The following is a 20882-nucleotide window of genomic DNA, read 5'->3' on the forward strand; positions in this document are numbered from 1 at the left end:
AAGACCAGAGAAGGCTACCAGGCAGCCAGGATGCCGCCCTTGAACTCGGTCTGGATGAATTTCTTCACTTCGTCGGACTGGTAGGCCTGCACCAGCTTGCCCAGCCAGGGCTGGCTCTTGTCCTTCTCGCGCACGGCAATCAGGCAGGCGTAGGGGCTATCGCCGTCCTCCACCACCAGGCTGTCGCGCGCCGGATTGAGGCCAGCCTTGGCGGCGAAGTCGGCGTTGACGGCTGAAGCGTCGAGATCATCGAGCGTGCGCGGCAGCTGGGCGGCATCGATCTCGATGAACTTCCACTTCTTCGGGTTCTCGGTGATATCGATCGGCGTGGCGTTGGTGCCTGTCAGCGGATCGATCCCGGTGCGCAGCTTGAGCTGGCCATGCTTTTGCAACAGCAGCAGCACGCGGCTCTCGTTGGCCGGATCGTTGGGGATGCCGATCTTGGCGCCGGCGGGGATGTCTTCCAGCTTGCGGTATTTTTTGGAATAGATCGCCATCGGGCCGATCATGGTCTTGCCCTCGGCATACAGCTTGTAGCCGCGCGCCTTGATCTGCGCATTGAGGAAAGGTCGATGCTGATAGCTGTTGGCGTCCAGTTCGCCGGCATCGAGAGCGGCATTGGGCTGGATGTAGTCGTTGAACTCGATGATCTTGACCTTGTAGCCGGGATTGTCGCGTTCGAACACGCGCTTGGCGGCCTCGAATATCTGCGCATGCGGCCCGCTGGTGACGCCGACCTTGATCACCTGATCGGCCGCAGCCGATGCCGGCGCAGGCAATGCCCCGGTCGTCGCCACCCATGCGGCCACGCGCAACCACTTCCATACTGCTTGTTTCATTGGTGTTCCTCTGCAGACAAAAAGGCCAATGTATCGACCGTGCGGCAGAGGTGGAACGAATCTTTTCCCGCTTCGATATGTGCTGCGCGATTACGCTGCGCTCAGGCGATCAGCCGCTCTTCTTCACGCTCTGTGCGCACGTGCGATGCCGGGGCGCCCGGTACCGCCGCGATCAGTTCACGCGTATAGGGATGCTGCGGGTTGCGCCAGATGGCGTGGTGGTCGCCCTCTTCCACGATGCGCCCGCCGTTCATCACCAGCACGCGGTCGGCGATATAGCGCACCACTGAAAGATCGTGCGAAATGAAGAGATAGGACAGGCCGAACTCGCGCTTCAAGTCCACCAGCAGGTTGAGGATCTGCGCTTGTACCGACACATCCAGCGCCGATACCGGCTCGTCGCAGATCACCAGCGCCGGTTTCAGCACCAGCGCTCGTGCAATGCCGATGCGCTGGCGCTGACCGCCCGAGAACTGGTGCGCATAACGTGTCAGCGCCGTCTTCGGCAAGCCGACCAGGTCGACGATTTCCTCGATGCGGCGGCGGCGCTCACGGCGATCTTTCACCTCGTGGATCACCAGCGCGGCATCAAGAATCTCGGCCACGGTATGGCGCGCATTGAGCGAAGCATAGGGGTCCTGGAACACCATCTGCACACGACGCCGATGCGGCCGCAAAGCAGCGCGCTCAAGTCGGGCGATATCGACGCCATTGAGCACGATGCGGCCGGCGCTGCTGTCTTCCAGGCGCACGATGCTGCGCGAGAGCGTGGACTTGCCGCAGCCGGATTCACCTACCAGGCCCACTGTCTCGCCGGCGGCGATGTCGAAAGACACGCCACGCACCGCGTGCACTACACCGCGCGGGGTGACGTAGTCGACCCGCAGGTCTTGCACCGACAGCAGCGCAGGCGCCTTGCGTTCGCTCGCCGCAGGGGCGGAGGCGAACGGCAACACGTGTTCACGACCGCTGAGGGTGAAACTCTGCCGGCCTTGCGCATCAAGCTCGCTGCGGATCTCGGGCAGGCGCTGCCGGCGGTAGTGCTGGTCCTGCTCCAGGCGCAGCGACGCGCCCAGCAGGCCACGCGTGTAGGCATGCTGCGGCCGGGCGAACAGCGCGGCGTTGCCGGCCTCCTCCACCTTGCTGCCGCCATACATCACCGCCACCCGGTCTGCCCATTGCTCGACCACGCCGAGGTCGTGCGTGATCAGCAATACGGCCATGCCGAGCTCGCGGCGCAGTTGATCCAGCAGTTCCAGGATCTGCGCCTGGATGGTGACGTCCAGCGCAGTGGTCGGCTCGTCGGCGATCAACAGGCGCGGCCGGTTGGCCACCGCCATGGCGATCATCACACGCTGACGCTGGCCGCCGGAGAGCTGGTGCGGATAGTCGTCGATACGGCGCTGCGGCTCCGGGATGCGTACCAGCTCCAGCAACTCGATGGCGCGCGTGCGCGCGGCCGCGGCGCGCAAGTCCTGGTGCAGGCGAATCGCCTCGATCACCTGGTCACCGATCGACAGCACCGGATTGAGCGAGGTCATCGGCTCCTGGAAGATCATCGAGATAGCATTGCCGCGCAGCGCCGTCAGTGCGTGCTCGGGCAAGGTCAGCAGGTCGCGCCCCTCGAACAATAGCTCGCCCGATACCTGCGCCGACGGTCCCAGCAGGCGCAGCAGCGACAAGGCGGTGGTCGACTTGCCGCAACCGGACTCACCCACCAGCGCCACGGTCTGGCCGGGGGCGATGTCCAGGTCGAGGCCGCGTACGGCCTGGTGGCCGGCGAACGACACCCTGAGGTTGCGGATCTGTAGCAAAGGCTGCATGACGGTCTCCCGGTTGGCGCTGTGGATCAGGTGACGGTGGATCAGGCGGCGACGTCGGCTCGCTGCCCGGCACGATAGCCGGCACCGACGTGGCGTTGCGGCAGCGTCGCGCCTTCACCGAACAGTTTTTCGCGCAGCGTGCCCTGGGCGTAATCGCGCTTGTAGACGCCGCGCTCCTGCAGCACTGGGATCACCTGGTCGACAAAGTCTTCGAAGCTCTCCGGCGTCACCGTGCGGGTCAGGTTGAAGCCGTCGATGCCGGTGTCTTCCACCCAGGCTTCCAGCTCGGCGGCGACCTGTTCGCCGGAACCGACCACGGTAGCGTAGCGGCCGCCCAGTTCGAGCTGCTGCAAGAGCTTGCGCTTGGTCCAGTTCAACTCCGGATTCGTGACGGTCTTGACCAGCGATTCGATGGAGTTGGTCTTGGCCGCGCGGATCGGCTCGTCCAGCTCGTACTGCGAAAAATCGATGCCGGTGCCGGCCGAGAAATGCGCCAGGCCGGCTTCCGGACTGGCATAGCCGGCGTATTCACGGTAGCGCTCGCGCGCTTCCTGCTCGGTGCGGCCGGTGACGGCGGTCAGGCCCATGAAGATCTTGACGTCCTCCGGATTGCGCCCTTCACGCGCGGCGCCTTCGCGGATGCCCTGCACCAGTTTCTTCGCGGCCTCGCGCGTCTGGCTGGAGATGAACACGCACTCGGCATGGCGCGCGCCAAAGGCCTGGCCGCGGCCTGACGAGCCGGCCTGGTACAGCACCGGCGTGCGCTGGCGCGAGGGTTCGGACAGGTGGATGCCTTCCACGCGGTAGTAGTCGCCGCTGTGCCTGATCTTGTGCACCCTGGCCGGATCGGCATAGACGCGGTTGGCGCGGTCGCGCACCACGGCGCCGTCTTCCCAGCTGCCTTCCCACAACTTGTAGACGACTTCCATGAATTCATCCGCACGGTCATAACGCAGGTCGTGCTCCAACTGCTCGGTCAGGCCCATGGCGCGCGCGGCGCTGTCGAGGTAGCCGGTGACGATGTTCCAGCCGACGCGACCTTTGGTGAGATGGTCCAGCGTCGACATGCGGCGTGCAAACAGGAACGGCGCTTCATAGGTCAGGTTGGCGGTGATGCCGAAGCCCAGGTGCTCCGTGACGGCCGCCATGGCGGAGATCAGCAGCAGCGGATCGTTGACCGGCAGCTGGATCGACTCGCGCAGCGTGATGTCGCTTGAGCCTTGGTAGACATCGTAGACGCCGACGATGTCGGCCAGGAACAGGCCGTCGAACTTGCCGCGCTCCAGCAGCTTGGCCAGATGCGTCCAGTAACCGATGTCGGTGTAGTCCTGCGAGCGGTCGCGCGGATGCGTCCACAGGCCGTGGTTGATGTGGTTGACGCAGTTCATGTTGAACGCGTTGAGGCGGATCTGCTTCTTGCTCATGAGGTCCTCCGCTTAAGCGGCCTGCGCCGTGTATTGCGGCTCCAGCTGCACGTCCAGCGCCTCGTTGAAGCGCGCGAAAAAGGCGCACAGCGCGGCGCGCAAGGTCAGCTCGACGATCTGCGATTCGTTGAAGTGTTCACGCAGGCGCTCCACCAGGCTGTCGCCCACGCGCTGGCGGGTAACGGCCAGGGCGTAGTCGCGCACCAGTTTTTCCACCGGGCCCAGGCCGGGCACATCGGCGTCGAGGATGCGCTCCACCGTCTCGGCCGGCACGTGCTCGGCGCGCAGCTTGGGTGCGTGGTGCGAGACGCAGTAGCTGCATTCATTGGCCCTGGAGGCGGTAACCAGCACGATCTCCAGGTGCAGCTTCGAGATGTTGCCTTCGCCGGCGAAGCCCAGCAGCAGGCCGTAGATGTGCTCGATCGAGGCCGGTTTGTGCGCCAGTACACCCAGCATGTTGCCGAAGTGACCGTATTCGTTCTCCACCTTCTCGAAGATGGCGCGGGCCGGGCCCGGCTGCAGTTGCCCGGACAAGAGCGTGGATACGCGTGCCATGGTTTTCTCCTATTTTCTGTCGCGCGGGTCGAGCACGTCAGCCAGCCCGTCGCCTAAAAGATTGAGGGCCAGCACCGTGATGACGATGGCGATGCCGGGAATGGTGGTGATGAACCAGTCGGTGCGCAGCACTTCGCGGCCGGCGCCGACCATGTTTCCCCAACTGGCGGCGTTGGGGTCGCCCAGGCCGAGGAAGGCCAGGCTGGATTCGGTCAGGATGGCGGTGGCCACCATCAGCGAGGTCGACACCAGGATCGGCGTGGCGGCGTTGGGCAGGATGTCGCGCAGGATGATGCGCGCATCGGATGCGCCCAGCGCCACGCTGGCCTGCACCATCTCGCCGTGACGCAGCTTGAGTACCTCGGCGCGTACCAGTCGCGCCAGGCTGGGCCAGGCGGTGACGCCGATGGCCAGCGCGATGGTGGTGAGCGAGGGCTGCGCGACAGCGACGATGGCCAGCGCGAACAGGAAGGACGGAATGGTCTGGAAGAACTCGGTCACGCGCATGAGCGCCGCATCCGCGCGGCCGCCGTAGTAGCCTGCCAGCAAGCCGCCGGATACCCCCAATAGCAAGGCCACCGCGGTCGACACCAGCGCGATCAGCAGCGAGGCGCGCGCACCGTGGAAGATGCCGGCCAGGATGTCGCGCCCCAGCATGTCGCTGCCCAGCAGATGTTGGGCATCGGCGAAGGGACGCAGGAAAGGCTCGGCCACCATGTCCAGCGGGTCGCCCGGGAACAGCCAGCCGGCCGAGGCGGCCATTGTCGCCACCACCAGCAGCAACACGCCGCCGGTGAGCGCCGAGGGCGAGCGCAGCAGGCGGCCGAACCAGCCGGGCGCCTTGGCGGGTTCGGGCAGGACGGCGGTGGAAATATCGTTCAGCACGGTGCTCATGCTCTCCTCCTCATCGCAGCCGGATGCGCGGATCGAGCCGCACGTAGACAGCGTCGACGATCCAGTTGACCAGGACCACCACCGCCGAGCTGCACAGCAGGATGCCGAGCAGCAGGTTGAAATCGCGCTGGAACAAGGCCTCGAAGGCCAGCCGCCCGAGGCCGGGCCAGGAGAACACGGTCTCCACCAGCACCGCGCCGCCGACCACCGAGCTGGCCTGCACGCCCAGCATGGTCACCAGCGGCAGCAAAGCGTTGCGCAGCACGTGCGCGAACAGTACGCGCGGCGCGCGCGCGCCCTTGGCCACGGCGGTGCGCACGAAGTCCTGACGTCGCACCTCGATCATGGCCGCGCGCATCAGGCGCGTGTACACCGCCATGTAGAACAGGCCCAGCGTGACGGCCGGCAGCACCAGGTGGCGCGCCACATCCAGCACGTAGGCCAGGCCGGTGTAGCCGGCCTCGACGGTGAACATGCCGCCCACCGGCAACCAGTCCAGCCAGACCGAGAACACCACCACCAGCATCAGGCCGATCCAGAACAGCGGCGTGGCGAAGAACAGCAAGGCCAGCGCCGAGATCAGCGCGTCGGCCAGCTTGCCGGCGCGGTAGGCGGCAAGCGTTCCAAGCACCACGCCGGCCACCGCAGCGAACACGATGGCCCCGCCCATCAGCAGCAGCGTGGCGGGCACGCGCTGCGCGATCAGTTGCGCCACTGGCATACCCTGGCGGAAGGAATAGCCGAGGTCAAACTGCGCCAGGTGCAGCAGGTACTTGCCGAACTGCACGATCAGCGGTTGGTCCAGCCCGAACTGCGCGCGCAACGCGGCCATGTATTCCGGCGTGGCCGCGCCGGCTTCGCCGGCCAGCACCTGCGCCGCGTCGCCGGGTGCCAGGCGCAGCAGGAAGAAGTTGATCACGGCCACGCCCAGCATCACCGCCACCAGCTGCAGCAGGCGGCGCAGCGTGGCGCGCAGCAGCGCCACGCCGGCCGATGGTGCAGCAGGTGCAGGCAGCGCGGCGTCAGCCGGGGCGAGATAGGGCGCGCTCATGACCTAACCTCTCTCAGCGCGGTGCGGCGCCGTTGTTGGCAGCTACCTTGGCGCCGTTGTCGAACCAGGCGTTCTTCAGGGAGCTATAGATCTGGTCAACGCCGGCCACGGTGTCTTTCAGGTTGGAGGCATGCAAGGTGAAGAAATGCAGCTCCAGCAGCGGCAGCGACGGCAGATCGGTTTGCACGCGCTGCTGGAATTTCTTGAACAGCGCAACGCGATCGGCTTGCACCGGGGCGCCCTGGGCCTGCTCGATCAGCTTGTCGGCCTCGGCATTCCGGTAGCCGGCGCCGTTGGTCCACGGGATGTTCTTGCCGACCGAGTCGCTCCAGTAGGCTCGCGTCACCCCCACCAGCGGATCGGCAAAACCGGCCAGCCAGATCACCGACAGATCGAAGTCGCGGTCGCCGTACACTCGCTTGGTGAAGGTCGGGGTGTCTTGCGCACGCACGCTGACCTCGATGCCCACACGCTTCAAGGAATTGCGGATGAATTCTCCGCTGCGCTTGAAGTCGTCGCCATACGGCAGGTAGTCGAGGTTGATGCGCAGGCGCGTGCCGTCAGCGCCGCGCTTGAGACCGGCTTCATCCAGCAGCGCTTCAGCCTTCTTCGGATCGAAGCCGTATTGCGGCGTATCGGCGGTGTAGAACTGTTTTAGCGTCGACACCACCGGGCTGGTGGCGGGCTTGCCGAAGCCGTACCACACCACCTTGTTGAAGGCATTGCGGTCGATCGCGTAGGCCAGCGCCTGGCGCACACGCACATCTTTGAAGTACGGCTTGTCGAGGTTGATGTCGACCAGCAGCCAGGGCGAAATCCAGTCGTAGCCGCGCGTCTCCAGCTTCAGCGTGGGCAGCTTGGCCAGGCGCTCTGCGTCCTTCAACGGCACCGGCGAGAACGGTGCGTACTGCACTTCTCCCTTTTCCAGCGCGGCAGCGCGGGCGCCTGCGTCCGGGATGATCTTGAAGACGATCTTGTCGAGGTAAGGCTTGCCCTTGTCCCAATAGTCCGGATTGCGTTCCAGCGTGATGTAGTTGCCGCGACTCCATTCCTTGAACACGAACGGGCCGGTGCCGACCGGCTTGTTGTTGTACGGGTTGTTGAGGATGTCGGTGCCCTCGTAGAGGTGCTTGGGCAGCACTTGCGCACCGTTGCTGTTGAGCGAACTCAGCACCGCCAGCGAGGGCTCGCTGAAGTGGATCACCACGGTGTAATCATCCGGGGTGTCGGTGGAGGTCACCTTGCCGAGCAGGATCTGGTTGCGCGGGTGAATCTTCTTCCACACGTTCTCCAGCGTCCACTTCACGTCGGCCGAGGTGAACGGCTTGCCGTCGTGCCACTTCACACCATGGCGCAGGTGGAAGGTCAGCGTCTTGCTGTCCTTGGAGACTTCCCAGCGTTCGGCCAGCGCCGGGCGCAGCTTGAAGTCGTTGTCGTACTCCACCAGGCCGTCGAACACGTTGGCGCTGAAAAAACCGGTCGGCGACGCGGTGTTGAGTGCCGAGGTGAGGATCACCGGCTCGGGCTGCAGGATGGCGGTCAGCGTGCCGCCCGGTGTGGCGGCGTGCGCCAGCGTCGCCGCCGCGCTCAGGATGAAGGCGCCGGCGGCCAGCAACGCGCGCGACTTGATGTGCTTGAACATGGTTTCCCCTTTGTTGTGGTGGTTGCTCATTCCAGCCAGGCGTTCTTCAGCGAGCCTTGCGACTGGTCGCCGCGCACGTCAATGCCGTGCAGGCGCGGCGAATGAACGGTGAAGAAGTGCAGCTCCAGCAGCGGCAGCGTGGGCAGGTCGGTCTGGGTGATCTGCTGGAAGCGCTTGAACAGCGTCACGCGTTCAGCCTGGGTGGCGGCACCCTGGGCCTGCTCGATGATCTCGTCGACTTCCTTGTTGTTGTAGCCGGAAGCGTTGGTCCAGGGCACGTTCTTGCCGATCCAGCCGGACCAGTACATGCGCGTCAAACCGATCTGCGGATCGGGGAAGGAGGCGTTGTAGGAGATCGAGGTATCGAAATCGCGGTCGCCGTAGACGCGCTTGGTGAAGGCGGCGGTGTCCTGGCTGCGGATGTTGAGCTCGATGCCGATGCGCTTCCACGATTGCTTCAGGTATTCGGCGGTGCGGCGGTAGTCGTCGCCGTACGGCAGGTAGTCATTGCTGAGCGTGAAGCGCACGCCGTCGGCGCCACGCTTGAAGCCGGCCTCGTCCAGCAGCGCCTCGGCCTTCCTGGTGTCATAGCCGTAGCGCGGCACGCCGCCGTCGAAGAACTGCGTGAGCGTGCTGGGCACGATGGACACCGCCGGCTTGCCGTAGCCGTACCAGACCACCTTGTTCAGGCCGTCGAGGTTGGTGGCGTAGGCGATGGCGCGGCGCACGCGCGCATCCTTCAGGTATTTGTTGTCGAGGTTGAAGTCCAGGTACATCACCGGCGAGGACCACTGGTAACCGGCGGTCTCCACCTTGGCCTTGCCGGAGGCGGCCAGGCGCTGCGCTTCCTTGGGCGGCACCGGGCTGAACACGGCGTACTGGCCTTCACCGTTCTCCAGCTGCGCGGCGCGGGCCCCGGCGTCCGGCACCACCTTGAAGATGATCTTGTCGAGGTAGGGCTTGCCCTTGTCCCAATACTCCGGATTACGTTCCAGCGTGATGTGGCTGCCGCGGCTCCATTCCTTGAAGACGAAGGCGCCGGTGCCGATCGGCTTGTTGTTGTTCGGATTGTTGAGGATGTCGGCGCCTTCATAGATGTGCTTGGGCAGCACCGGCGCGCCCCAGGAATTGACGGTGGACAGCAGCGCCAGCGAAGGCTTGGTGAAGCGGAACACGGCGGTCAGCTCGTCCGGCGTGTCGACCTGCGTCAGGTTGACCAGAATGGCCTTGTTGCGCGGGTGCAGGGTCTTCCACACGTTCTCCACCGACCACTTGACGTCGGCCGAGGTGAACGGCTTGCCGTCATGCCATTTGACGCCACGGCGCAAATGGAAGGTGATCGCCAGGCCGTCCTTGGACACCTCCCAGCGCTCGGCCAGTTCGCCGTGCGGCTTCAGGGCGCTGTCATAGCTGAGCAAGCCATCGTAGACATTGGTGGAAATCAGCGAGGTCGGCTGGGCGGTGTTGACCGCGCCGGTCAGCGTCACCGGTTCGGGCTGGACGATGGCCAGCAGCGTGCCGCCAGACTTCGGCGCGGCCGGTGCTGCGGACGCGGCATGCGCGAGCTGCGCGGCGCCCGAAACCAGCGTGAAAGCAGCCAGCAGGATCCTGGTACGAGCGGCATGCGTGACATGAGCAATGCGGACGGTATGAGCAGGCATGTCTTCTTGTTTTCCTTGGGATCGATGCACGCCTCCACGCTGCCTCTCTTGGCGAGGCGCAGCGTGGCCGAGGCGATGGTGGCCGGGTATTGCTCAGTGATGTGAGCGCGTTACAGCGCGCCGTGGCGCGGCGGCTTCTTGCCGTTCAGGTAGAAGTTGCCGATGGCGTGGTACTTCCAGCGCACCGGGTCGTGCAGCGTGTGGGTACGGGCGTTGCGCCAGTGGCGGTCGAGGTTGTGCTCGGCCAGCGTGGACTGTGAACCGGCCAGCTCGAACAGCTTGCTGCCGGCCGCCAGCGACACCTCGGTGGTCAGCACGCGCGCCTCGGCCACCGCGATCGAGGCCTCGGCCACGCTATCTTCATTCAGGTCAGCCGCCGCCGCGTCGACCTTGCGACCGGCGCGCTGCACCAGCGCTTCGGCGGCGTGCAGCTGGATGGTCAGGTCGCCCACTTCGCGGATGGTCAAGGGATCGTCACCGGCGCGTTCGACGCCGCTGTCGACCCAGGGGCGCGAGCGGGTCTTCACGAACGCGATCAGGTCGCGATAGGCGGCGCGCGCGATGCCCAGGTCGATGGCGGCGTGCTGGATCTGCGCCATCGGGCCGATCTGGGTCGGACGCGAGAAGGCGGAGGCGAAGCCGATCACGGCATCCGCCGGCACGTGCACATTCTCGAACACGGCGCTGCCGCTGCCGGTGGTGCGTTGGCCGAAGCCGGACCAGTCGTCGATAATGGTCAGCCCCGGCGCGTGGCGCGGCACGATAGCCAGCTGCTGCACACCGTGCTCGTCGATCACCGAGGTCGGCACCCAGTCGGCGTAGAGCGCGCCGGTGGCGTAGAACTTGCGACCGTTGATGCGGTAGCCGGGGCCGTTGGGGTCGCGCGCCAGGCTGGTCTTGCGATCGTGCGATGTCTTGGTGCCCAGCTCGGCCAGCGCGTTGCCGAAGCGGTCGCCCTGCAGCACGCGCTCGAAGAAAAAGCGTTTCTGTGATTCGTTGCCGTTCACCAGGATCAGCTCGACCGCGTAGAAATGGTTTTGCGGAATCTGCCCGATGGAGCCGTCGGCCGACGAGATGGTGGCGATCACCTCGGCCAGCGTGCCGTAGGAGACGCCGGCGCCGCCGTATTGCCTGGGTACGGTGATGCCCCACAGACCCGAGCGCACGTAGCGCTCCAGCTCGTCCCAGGGGAGCTTGCGCTCGCGGTCGCGCAACGCGGATTCTTTCTCGAAATCTTCGGCCAGCTTGCGCGCCACGGCGATGGCTTCGGCGTCGTCGCGGATACGGGCGACGATGCGCGGCGCGGATGCGCTGGAAGGCGGCAAGGAGTCGAGCGCGGTGGCGCCGGGGGATGCTGTGGCGGCTGCGGTCTGGGTCATGGTGTCCGATCTGACATGCGATGAATGAGGGAAGCGCTCAGCTCCACGAATGGCGCGGCGGCGGCGTGCCGTTCAGCGCGTAGTTGCCGACGGCGTAGTACTTCCAGCGCACCGGGTCGTGCAGCGTGTGCACGCGTGCGTTGCGCCAGTGGCGGTCGAGGTTGTGCACGGCCAAGGTGGAGGCCGAACCGGAGAGCTCGAACAGTTTTTCGGAGGCCAGCAGCGACAGCTCGGTGGACAGCACCTTGGCTTCGGCCACGGCCACCGAGGCTTCGGCCATCTGCTCGAACGTGATCTTCTCGGGCAGCGCGTCGAGCACGCCGGCGGCGCGCTCCAGCAAGGCGTCGGCGGCGTGCAGGCGCAGCTTGAGATTGCCGACGTCGCGCAGGATGTAGGGGTCGTCGCTGGCGCGCTCCAGGCCGCTGTCGGCATAGGGGCGCGCGCGGGTGGTGACGAACTCGATGGTGTCGCGCACGGCGGCGCGGGCGATGCCGGCGTCGATGGCGGCCTGGATCAGCTGCGACACCGGGCCGATATTGTTGGCCTGGCGCAGGAAGTCCTTCACGTGCAGCACCTGGGCCGCCGGCACGTGCACCCCGTCGAACACCACGCTGCCGCTGGCGGTGGTGCGCTGGCCGAAGCTGGACCAGTCGTCGACGACGCGCAAACCCGCGGCGTCGTGGCGGTTGTAGATAAACAGCGGCTGGCCGTCATCGTCGACGGCGCGGGTGGGGATCCAGTGCGCGTAGATCGCGCCGGTGGAATAGAAACGCGTGCCGGTGAGCAGGTAGCTGCCGTCGCCGGCTTCGCGGTCGAGCAAGGCGCGCGTGCGCACGTCGAGCACGTTCTTGCTGTTGCGCTCGGGACCGGCGTTGCCGAAGCGTGCGCCGCTCAGGGCCTCCTCGAAGAAGAAACGCTTTTGCGCTTCGCTGCCGGCATTGGCGATGACGTTGAGGTTGCCAAAATGGTTCTGCGGAATCTGGCCGATGGATGGGTCGGCGGCCGAGATGATCTTGAACACCTCGGCCACGGTATTCCACGAGGCGCCGATGCCGCCGTAGGCGCGCGGCACCGAGATGGCCCACAGGCCGCTGTGCGAAAAACGCTCGATCTCCTCGAACGGCAGGCGACGCTCACGGTCGCGTTCGGCGGCGCCCTGGGTAAATTCCTGCGCGAGCGCGTGCGCGACCTGCAGCGCCTGTTCGTCACTGGCGATGCGCTGGGCGGAACGTGGAGAAATGCGGCGCACGGGAGTGCGCTGGGCGTCGATGACCGCGGACATGAAACGATGATCCTTCCTGAAATGAACGGCGCCCGCGCCCATGGTGGGGCGAACGCCGGGGGAGGAGGATCATTAGAGCAAAGCGAGGCGCATTTCAGAACGAAGCATTGCGCATGTGCTTGCTTGGATTTCTCATGCTGCGTTTTTCGCGCAAGCTTATGCGGCCGAGGGTGGCCGCGCGACAGCGGCAGCGTACGTGGGGAGATCCGATCCGGCGGCTCCGTTCTCCGTCACCCCGACGCAGCCCGATCCGCACGGCCGCCGGTACGTGCGCCGGCTTTGCAGTAAACTCGCCGGACAATAGAACAAAAACGCATAAGCGACAGCGCCTGGGCTGACCGGCGCTCCATAACGACAAGACTTTCCGGGAAGAGACACATGTTCCACACCGACCGCACTCCTGACTTCAAGACCGTGCTGATCGCCAGCGGCGTCGTGCTGACGCTGGCCATGGGCGTACGACACGGCCTGGGCTTCTGGCTGCAGCCGATCTCGCAGGCACACGGCTGGACGCGCGAGACCTTCTCGCTGGCCATTGCCATGCAGAACCTGATGTGGGGCGCCATCGGCCCGTTCGCCGGCATGGCTTGCGACCGCTTCGGCACGGCGCGCGTGATCTTCCTGGGCGCCTTCCTGTACGCGGCCGGCCTGTTGTGGATGGCGCTGGTGCACCAGCCGCTGGCGTTCGTGCTGGGCTCGGGCATCCTGATCGGCGCGGCGCTGGCCTGCACCGCCTTCGGCGCGGTAAGCGGCATCGTCGGCCGCAGCGCGCCCCCGGAGAAGCGCTCGTGGGCCTTCGGCATTTCTTCGGCGGCGGGTTCTTTCGGCCAATTCATGATGATGCCGGTGGAGCAACAGCTGATCTCGGTAGCCGGCTGGCAACAGGCCTTCTTCTGGCTGGCGGCGCTGGTGCTGGTGATGATGCTGCCCATGGCGCTGCGCCTGAAGGAGCCGGCGCGCGAAGCTGCCGCCCACGGGCAGAGCATCGGCGAGGCGATCCGCGAGGCCTTTGCCTACCGGCCGTTCCAGCTGCTGGTGGCGGGCTATTTCGTGTGCGGCTTCCAGGTGGTGTTCATCGGCGCGCACTTGCCGTCTTACCTGAAGGACAAGGGCATCATGGATCCCAACGTCGCGGTGATCGCGCTGGCGCTGATCGGCCTGTTCAACATCTTCGGCTCTTATTACGCCGGCAAGCTGGGCGGCCTGTTGCCCAAGCGTTACCTGCTGGCGGGCATCTATTCGCTGCGCAGCGTGGCCATCGCGCTGTTCCTGGCGGCGCCGCTGTCGCCGTTGTCGGTGTACCTGTTCGCGGCGGCCATGGGCCTGCTGTGGCTGTCTACCGTGCCGCTCACCAACGGCATCGTGGCCGGCATCTTCGGCGTGAAGCACTTGTCGATGCTGTCGGGCTTCGTGTTCTTCTCGCACCAGGTGGGCAGCTTCCTGGGCGTGTGGCTGGGCGGCTGGCTGTTCACCCGCCAGGGCAGCTACGACACGGTGTGGGCCATCACGCTGGGACTGGGCATCTTCGCCACCCTGATCAACCTGCCGGTGCGCGAGCAAGCCATTGCGCGCCCGCTGGCGGCGCGCTGAGGCCATGCGCACGGCGCCCTCACCTGCCCGCGGCCGTCGGCGCCGCGCTGTGCTGGCGGCGGTGGGCGCGGCCATGCTCACGGGCATCTTCTGGGCCTACCTGCAGCCGGGCTTCATCGTCGATCTGGCGAACCGGATCTACCTGTGTTTTTGAGCGGGCGGCCGGCGCGCCTGATGTGATGCCGCAAGGGCCTTGTGTCGCAGTGCGGAGGTTTTTTTCGCGTTTTCGGGCTATCCTCTCGGTTTTATCCTACGGCCTTCCGGCCTCGCTTTCGCTGTCATGCCCATGCTGTCCCTCACGCAACTCGAAGAAATCATCAATTACTGGCGCCAGCAGCGCCCGGCCACCGGCGAGGAGTGCTCGCTGTCACCCGAGGTGAACGTGCTGGCCGGGCTGTACGCGATGATGATTTACGAGCGCCGGCACGAGCTGGCGCTGGAGCATCTGGATACCCAGGCGCGCCAGCTGGTCGAGTCTTGGCCCGGCCGCGGCTGAGCCGGGACGCTCCGGCGACAAGCTCTTGCTGAACGTTTTGGCCCGGCCCCGATCTCTTCAGGGCCACCATGAAAGGAAGGAAGATGCGCAAGGACCCGGAGCAAACGCCTCCCGCCGCTCGCCGCAAGACGGCTGCAGCGGCCGAGCCGGCCAAGACAAGCCGGTCGGCCAAACCCGCCCGCCCCCTGGACGCCGGCCGCCGCCACAGCGAGCCCGGCAAGCCGCGGGTGGCGCTGGTGCTGCAAGGCGGCGGCGCCTTGGGCGCCTACCAGGCCGGGGTCTACCAGGCGCTGCATGAAAACGGCCTGACGCCTGACTGGGTGGTCGGCACCTCGATCGGCGCGATCAACGCCGCGTTGATCGCCGGCAACCCGCGCGAGACCCGCATCGCGCGCTTGCGCGAGTTCTGGGACACGGTGGCCCATCCCGACCTGTTCGACCTGCGCCAGGTGCCGGACAACCTGCGCCCCCTGGCCACCCGCATGACCACGCTCGATACCTTCGTGCGCGGCGCCCCCGGCTTCTTCCGCCCGCGCCCGTTCAATCCCTTCGCCATGGGCCTGCCGGTGCCGCCCGAGGAAGCCAGCTTCTACAGCACCGCCGAGCTGCAGGCCACGCTGGGGCGCCTGGTCGACTTCGACTACCTCAACGGCGGCTCCGGCATCCGCATGACGGTGTCGGCGGTCAAGGTCACCTGCGGCACGCTGGTCAAGTTCGACTCCAACACCCGCCCCATCGGCGCCGAGCACGTGATGGCCAGCGGCGCGCTGCCGCCCGGCTTTGCCCCGGTGCGCATCGACGGCGAGCTGTACTGGGACGGCGGCCTGTACTCCAACACGCCGCTGGAGGCAGTGCTGGGCGACGAACCGCGCCTGAACACCCTGTGCATGATGGTCGACCTGTGGCACGCCGACGGCCCCGAGCCGCGCACGCTGGAGGAGGTTCAGACGCGCGAGAAGGACGTCACCTTCGCCTCGCGCTCGCAGCGCCACATCGACGCCTATCTCAAGCAATACCAGCTGCGCCGCGCCGCCCACGCGCTCTACAAGCGCCTGCCGCCGGCCATGCTGAACGCCGCCGACCGCAAGATGATGACCGAGCTGGGCGCTGACACCACCATCCACATCGTTCGCCTGGCCTACGCCGGGCGCGACTGGAACATGGCCTCCAAGGATGCCAACTTCGCCCGGGGTTCGGTGCAGTGGCGCTGGGAGCAGGGTTACCAGGACGGCTTGCGCGGCATCGAGGTCAGCCACGGCTGCCCGTTCGAGGATTCGGACGCGGGCATCGTGGTGCATGAGCTGCCGACCGGCGAAACCTATACGCAAACGTCCAAAGCGACCGAACGTTCGTCTTGATCGGGCGCAAAGCCGCGCTGGATGCGGCGTCGTATATTTTCTACGCCATTGAAAATAATTTTGTGCGGCGCACAAAATTTACTTGACCTCACCAAATAAGGGCATAAAATAGGAATTGTTGCGGCGCACAAATCGTGTTGATTGGTCGATTTTTGTGGAAAGCCGCTCTGGAAAGCCGATTGATCCGGCTGCTTTTTACACTTGAAATGTTCTCTAGGAGATAGCGATGTTCTCGTACCAAGACCAGTTTTCCGCCGCCACCAAATCCAACCTGCAAGCGCAGCTGGACCTGATCAACAACCTGACCGCCAAGGCCTTCGAAGGCGTGGAAAAGATCGTCGAGCTGAACCTGTCGGCCACCAAGGCCTCGCTGGAAGAAGCCGCCCTGGCCGCCAAGCAGCTGGCCTCCGCCAAGGATCCGCAGGAACTGCTGGCCCTGGCCGCAGCGCAAGCCCAGCCGGGCGCCGACAAGGCCACCGCCTACGGTCGCCACTTGGCCGGCATCGTGTCCTCGACCCAGGCCGAGTTCACCAAGGCCGCTGAAGCCCAGATCGCCGACACCAGCCGCAAGCTGTCGGCCCTGATCGACGAAATCAGCAAGAACGCGCCCCCGGGTTCGGAGCAGGCCGTGTCGCTGCTGAAGGCCACGCTGTCCAACGCCAACGCCGCCTACGAGCAACTGTCGAAGAACTCCAAGCAAGCCGTCGAGACCCTGGAAGCCAACCTGGCCAACGCGACCAAGCAGTTCACCGCCGCCGCTGAAAAGGCCACCGCATCGACCCGCGCCAAGAAGTAATTCGCAGCGCAGTCAGAGCAAGGCAAACGAAAAAGGCCGCTCCGGGAAACCGGGGCGGCCTTTTGCTTTGTTCATTGATTCATTGATGCATTGACTCGCTGACTCGCTCACTCGGCGCTGAAGGAGCCATCGATGCAGTATCGAGGCGAGGCGTGCCGCTGTCGGCATTGCCTCAGCCGCGACCAGCCTCGGCGATGATGTCCAGCGCCAGCGCCTCGGCCACGCGGATGCCGTCGATGGCGGCCGACATGATGCCGCCGGCATAGCCCGCGCCTTCGCCGGCCGGGTACAGGCCTTTGGTGTTCAGGCTCTGCAGCGTCTGGTCGTCGCGCTTGATGCGGATCGGCGAGGAGGTGCGGGTCTCGATGCCGGTCAGCACGGCGTCGTGCATGGAATAGCCGCGGATCTGCTTGTCGAAGGCCGGCAGGGCCTCGCGGATGGCGTCGATGGCGTACTTGGGCAGCGACGGGTTCAGGTCGCCCCACTTCACGCCCGGCTTGTAGGACGGCTCCACGCTGCCCTGCGCGCTCGACGGACGGTTGGCGATGAAGTCGCCCACCAGCTGCGCCGGGGCGTCGTAGTTGTGACCGCCCAGCTCATAGGCGCGGCTTTCCCACTCGCGCTGGAAGGCGATGCCGGCCAGCGGATGGCCGGGATAGTCGGCCGGCGAGATGCCCACCACGATGCCGCTGTTGGCATTGCGCTCGTTGCGCGAGTACTGGCTCATGCCGTTGGTGACCACGCGGCCGGGCTCGGAAGTGGCCGCCACCACGGTGCCGCCCGGGCACATGCAGAAGCTGTAGACCGAACGGCCGTTGGAGGCGTGATGCACCAGCTTGTAATCGGCCGCGCCCAGGATCGGGTGACCGGCGCTGGGGCCGAAGCGGCACTTGTCGATCAGCGACTGCGGGTGTTCGGCGCGAAAGCCGATCGAGAACGGCTTGGCCTCGATGTAGACGCCGCGCTCGTACAGCATCTCGAAGGTATCGCGCGCGCTGTGGCCGATGGCCAGCACCACGTGGTCGGCCTCGATCTGTTCGCCGCCGGCCAGGGTCAGGCCGCGGATCTTGCCGTCCTCGATCAGCACATCCTCGACGCGCTGCTCGAAGCGGAACTCGCCGCCCAACTGTTCGATCTTGTCGCGCATCAGCTGGATCATCTTGACCAGGCGGAAGGTGCCGATGTGCGGCTTGCTGACGTACATGATTTCCGGAGGGGCGTCGGCGGCGACGAATTCGGTCAGCACCTTGCGGCCGTAATGCTTGGGATCCTTCACCTGGCTGTAGAGCTTGCCGTCTGAGAAGGTGCCGGCGCCGCCTTCGCCGAACTGCACGTTGGACTCGGGCTTGAGCTCACGCTGGCGCCACAGGCCCCAGGTGTCCTTGGTACGCTCGCGCACGGTCTTGCCGCGCTCCAGGATGATCGGGTTGAAGCCCATCTCCGCCAGCAGCAGCGCGGCAAACAGGCCGCAGGGGCCGAACCCGATCACCACCGGCCGCTGTTTCAGGTTGGCCGGCGCGCGGCCGACCATGTGGTAGCCGGTGTCGGGCGTGGGGCCGACGTTGGTTTTCTTCTTGTTGCGTTCCAGTACGCGGGCCTCATCTTTCAGCTCGACGTCGATGGTGTAGGTGAGGATGATGCCGCTTTTCTTGCGCGCATCGTAGCTGCGGCGGAACAGGGTGAACGAGATCAGCTCATCGGCGCTGATGCCCAGGCGTTCCAGGATGGCGGCGTTGAGGTCGTCTTCCGTGTGATCCAGCGGAAGGAAAAGTTCGTTGATGCGCAGCATGTGCGGGGACTTTCGTAAGCAGGTACGGGCGCGGCCCGGACATGCCACCCTCCTGCTGCGCATGCCTGCACAAGGGACGGGGCGCTGGCGGACGGAAAAACCCGACGGGCTGCGCGAAAGCCGCCATTTTACTCCAGCCGGGCCGGCCGGCCCAGCGTTGCGGGCGGTGCCGGGGGCCGCGTTGAGGCAATGTGGCAACGGTGAAACTCGATTATTTTTGAGATTTATCTCATATGAACTTCAGTGAGAAATAGACAAACTGACGTCACTGCATCAAGCAAACCAGGCAAGCACACGGCGCGATGCACATGAATCATTCAACACTCTGGGAGAGAACATCATGAAAAACGTCATCGCCTTCACCGCTCTGGCTGCAAGCCTGATCTCCGGCGCCGCTGTCGCCGCCAGCACCACCGAACTGAAAGTCACCGGCGTCATCAAGCCGCCCGCCTGCGCCGCGACCATTGCCGGCGGCGGGACTGTGGATTACGGCACTATCGCGGTCGCTTCCCTGAACAAGACCTCGGTGACCAAGCTTGATACCAAGGAAGTGCCGTTTTCGGTCTCTTGCGACGCATCGGCCAAGGTTGCACTGAAGTTCACTGACAACCGTGCCTCCTCCAAGGTGACCGGCCTTAGCCCTTCTCTGGGCTTCACCGACGAAACCGCCATGATGGGATTGGGCGCAGCCAGCGGCAAGAAGATCGGCGCCTATTCGGTAGCCTTGAAGCAAGGCTCATTCACTGCTGATGGCGCCTCTGTCGACACGCTCTTTACATTGAATCAAGGTGCGACATGGAGCAAAGGCACCCGCAGCGTTTTTGCTTCAAGCGCTTGGCTGAGCTGGGGCACCACCGGCACCACCACTCCTGTGGCCGCGAAAACCGTCAGCGGCACCCTGGCGGTGACCGCGATCATCGACAAACCCAACAACCTGGTTCTGACCTCGGACGTGCCGCTGGACGGCAGCGGCACGATCGAAGTGGTCTATCTGTAATCACCCCGTCGCCTCATGCAGAGCCCGGTTTATCGCCGGGCTTTTTCTTGCCTGCGTGGACAGATCAAAGTGCAGGCCTGCCCGGACAGGCCGCAATCGGCATGAAGGTTTCCGGCAGAGCCGGTGCGACGGGCCATGGCCCGGCAACGATGTCTCCACCAGACACATCAGCGAAACAAGTTGCGCATCGCAATCATATCAAGGTAGATTAGTTGCACTCCACAACCAACCAGGAACCCTGATGGACTACGCCGACCTCACCTCCCCTCCGCGCGAGCAAACCATCCGCCAGCTGCGCGAACTCTCTCGCAAGCTGGTGCGTGAACTGGGTTTCATGCGCAGCACCCTGGCCGGCAGCGAGCTGGCGCCGTCGGCGGTGCACGCCATCATCGAGATCGGCCAGGCGCCGGGCATCCAGGCGCGCGACCTGGGCGAGATCCTGTGCCTGGACAAGTCCAACACCAGCCGACAGGCGGCCAAGCTGGAGGCGCTGGGCCTGTTGCGGCGCGCCGCGGTGGAGGGCGACGCGCGCGGCTGGGGTCTGCACCTGACCGACGCCGGCCAGGCGCTGCGCAAGAAGATCGACAAGTTCGCCAGCGACCAGGTCTCGGCCGCGCTGACGCGCATCGTTCCGGAAGACCAGCAAGGCCTGGTGCGCTCGCTGGCGCTGTACGCGGATGCCTTGTCGCGCGACAACCCCAATATGACGCCCCGCCCCGCCGTGGCCGCCGGCGGCGCCGATGCCTTCGTCCAGGGCTACCGGCCCGGCTGCATCGGTGACATCGCCGGGCTGCACGCACGCTACTACGCGGCAACGGCGGGCTTCGGCGCGTATTTCGAGGACAAGGTGGCCGGCGGCCTGGGGGCGTTTGTCCAGACCCTGCCGGCGCCGGGCAAGGAAATCTGGCTCTGCATGGAGCAGGATCGCGCGCTGGCGTCCATTGCCATCGATGGCGACGTTGCCGCCGGCGTGGCCCACCTGCGCTGGTTCATCGTCGACGACAGCCTGCGCGGCACGGGCGTGGGGCGCGTGTTGCTGCAAAAGGCCATGGATTTCGTCGATGCGCACGGCTTTGAAACCTACCTGTGGACCTTCCAGGGCCTGCATGCGGCGCGTCACCTGTATGAGTCAGCCGGCTTCGCACTGGCCGAGGAAGCCCCCGGCGAACAATGGGGCAGCCGGGTGGTGGAGCAACGCTTCGTGCGGGCGGCGCGCCGGCCCGGGTAAGGGCCTCGACCGAATGACGGAATTATTTTGAGACTTTTCTCATTTAATTGAGATGCGCGGAACGACATACTGAGGTCA

At 65.5% G+C, this 20882-nt stretch carries 18 protein-coding genes; 7 read left to right on the forward strand and 11 right to left on the reverse strand.

Annotated elements, in window-relative coordinates:
• Nucleotides 1–14 precede the first annotated feature (14 nt).
• The 10 genes from J8I26_RS12415 to J8I26_RS12460 form a co-directional block, all read right to left on the reverse strand.
• Entirely contained in the window at nt 15–839 is an 825-nt protein-coding gene (locus tag J8I26_RS12415) for a MetQ/NlpA family ABC transporter substrate-binding protein (RefSeq protein ID WP_209607426.1), read from the reverse strand.
• A gap of 101 nt (nt 840–940) precedes the next feature.
• Nucleotides 941–2662: an ABC transporter ATP-binding protein gene (locus J8I26_RS12420; protein WP_209607427.1), complete on the reverse strand. Its 1722-nt coding sequence runs from the start codon at nt 2660–2662 to the stop codon at nt 941–943.
• A 41-nt stretch (nt 2663–2703) separates the two neighbouring features.
• Nucleotides 2704–4086, reverse strand: a complete 1383-nt coding sequence (locus tag J8I26_RS12425; RefSeq protein WP_209607428.1) for an LLM class flavin-dependent oxidoreductase — start codon at nt 4084–4086, stop codon at nt 2704–2706.
• A gap of 12 nt (nt 4087–4098) precedes the next feature.
• Nucleotides 4099–4641, reverse strand: coding sequence for a carboxymuconolactone decarboxylase family protein (locus tag J8I26_RS12430; protein WP_209607429.1), 543 nt, complete (start codon nt 4639–4641; stop codon nt 4099–4101).
• A gap of 9 nt (nt 4642–4650) precedes the next feature.
• Entirely contained in the window at nt 4651–5535 is an 885-nt protein-coding gene (locus J8I26_RS12435; RefSeq protein WP_209607430.1) for an ABC transporter permease, read from the reverse strand.
• A gap of 10 nt (nt 5536–5545) precedes the next feature.
• Entirely contained in the window at nt 5546–6586 is a 1041-nt protein-coding gene (locus J8I26_RS12440) for an ABC transporter permease (protein ID WP_280868803.1), read from the reverse strand.
• A gap of 13 nt (nt 6587–6599) precedes the next feature.
• Nucleotides 6600–8228, reverse strand: coding sequence for an ABC transporter substrate-binding protein (locus tag J8I26_RS12445; RefSeq protein ID WP_209607431.1), 1629 nt, complete (start codon nt 8226–8228; stop codon nt 6600–6602).
• A 26-nt stretch (nt 8229–8254) separates the two neighbouring features.
• Nucleotides 8255–9889, reverse strand: a complete 1635-nt coding sequence (locus J8I26_RS12450) for an ABC transporter substrate-binding protein (RefSeq protein WP_209607432.1) — start codon at nt 9887–9889, stop codon at nt 8255–8257.
• Nucleotides 9890–9999: 110 nt separating this feature from the next.
• Entirely contained in the window at nt 10000–11268 is a 1269-nt protein-coding gene (locus J8I26_RS12455) for an SfnB family sulfur acquisition oxidoreductase (protein WP_209607433.1), read from the reverse strand.
• 37 nt (nt 11269–11305) lie between these two features.
• Nucleotides 11306–12550, reverse strand: coding sequence for an SfnB family sulfur acquisition oxidoreductase (locus J8I26_RS12460; protein ID WP_209607434.1), 1245 nt, complete (start codon nt 12548–12550; stop codon nt 11306–11308).
• Between the two features lie 378 nt (nt 12551–12928).
• Here J8I26_RS12460 and J8I26_RS12465 point away from each other — a divergent pair, with 378 nt between their 5' ends.
• The 5 genes from J8I26_RS12465 (at nt 12929) to phaP (ending at nt 16790) form a co-directional block, all read left to right on the forward strand.
• Entirely contained in the window at nt 12929–14140 is a 1212-nt protein-coding gene (locus J8I26_RS12465) for an MFS transporter (protein ID WP_209607435.1), read from the forward strand.
• Between the two features lie 4 nt (nt 14141–14144).
• The gene (locus J8I26_RS12470; RefSeq protein ID WP_209607653.1) at nt 14145–14294 is read left to right on the forward strand and encodes a hypothetical protein; all 150 of its coding nucleotides are present in this window, start codon (nt 14145–14147) and stop codon (nt 14292–14294) included.
• A 132-nt stretch (nt 14295–14426) separates the two neighbouring features.
• The gene (locus tag J8I26_RS12475; protein WP_209607637.1) at nt 14427–14636 is read left to right on the forward strand and encodes a DUF3717 domain-containing protein; all 210 of its coding nucleotides are present in this window, start codon (nt 14427–14429) and stop codon (nt 14634–14636) included.
• A gap of 83 nt (nt 14637–14719) precedes the next feature.
• Nucleotides 14720–15994: a patatin-like phospholipase family protein gene (locus tag J8I26_RS12480; RefSeq protein ID WP_209607436.1), complete on the forward strand. Its 1275-nt coding sequence runs from the start codon at nt 14720–14722 to the stop codon at nt 15992–15994.
• 226 nt (nt 15995–16220) lie between these two features.
• Nucleotides 16221–16790, forward strand: a complete 570-nt coding sequence (gene phaP / locus J8I26_RS12485) for a TIGR01841 family phasin (protein WP_209607437.1) — start codon at nt 16221–16223, stop codon at nt 16788–16790.
• 172 nt (nt 16791–16962) lie between these two features.
• Here the strand turns inward: phaP and J8I26_RS12490 are convergent, their stop codons facing one another.
• On the reverse strand, nt 16963–18579 hold the full coding sequence (locus J8I26_RS12490) for an NAD(P)/FAD-dependent oxidoreductase (RefSeq protein WP_209607438.1): 1617 nt from the start codon (nt 18577–18579) through the stop codon (nt 16963–16965).
• 340 nt (nt 18580–18919) lie between these two features.
• Here J8I26_RS12490 and J8I26_RS12495 point away from each other — a divergent pair, with 340 nt between their 5' ends.
• Both J8I26_RS12495 and J8I26_RS12500 read left to right on the forward strand, forming a co-directional pair.
• A complete protein-coding gene (locus tag J8I26_RS12495) occupies nt 18920–19576 on the forward strand; it encodes a DUF1120 domain-containing protein (RefSeq protein WP_209607439.1) in 657 nt (218 codons plus the stop codon).
• A gap of 241 nt (nt 19577–19817) precedes the next feature.
• Nucleotides 19818–20804: a helix-turn-helix domain-containing GNAT family N-acetyltransferase gene (locus tag J8I26_RS12500; RefSeq protein WP_209607440.1), complete on the forward strand. Its 987-nt coding sequence runs from the start codon at nt 19818–19820 to the stop codon at nt 20802–20804.
• Nucleotides 20805–20882 lie beyond the last annotated feature (78 nt).

The organism is Herbaspirillum sp. LeCh32-8 (genome assembly GCF_017814915.1).
Classification (GTDB): Bacteria; Pseudomonadota; Gammaproteobacteria; order Burkholderiales; family Burkholderiaceae_D; genus Herbaspirillum.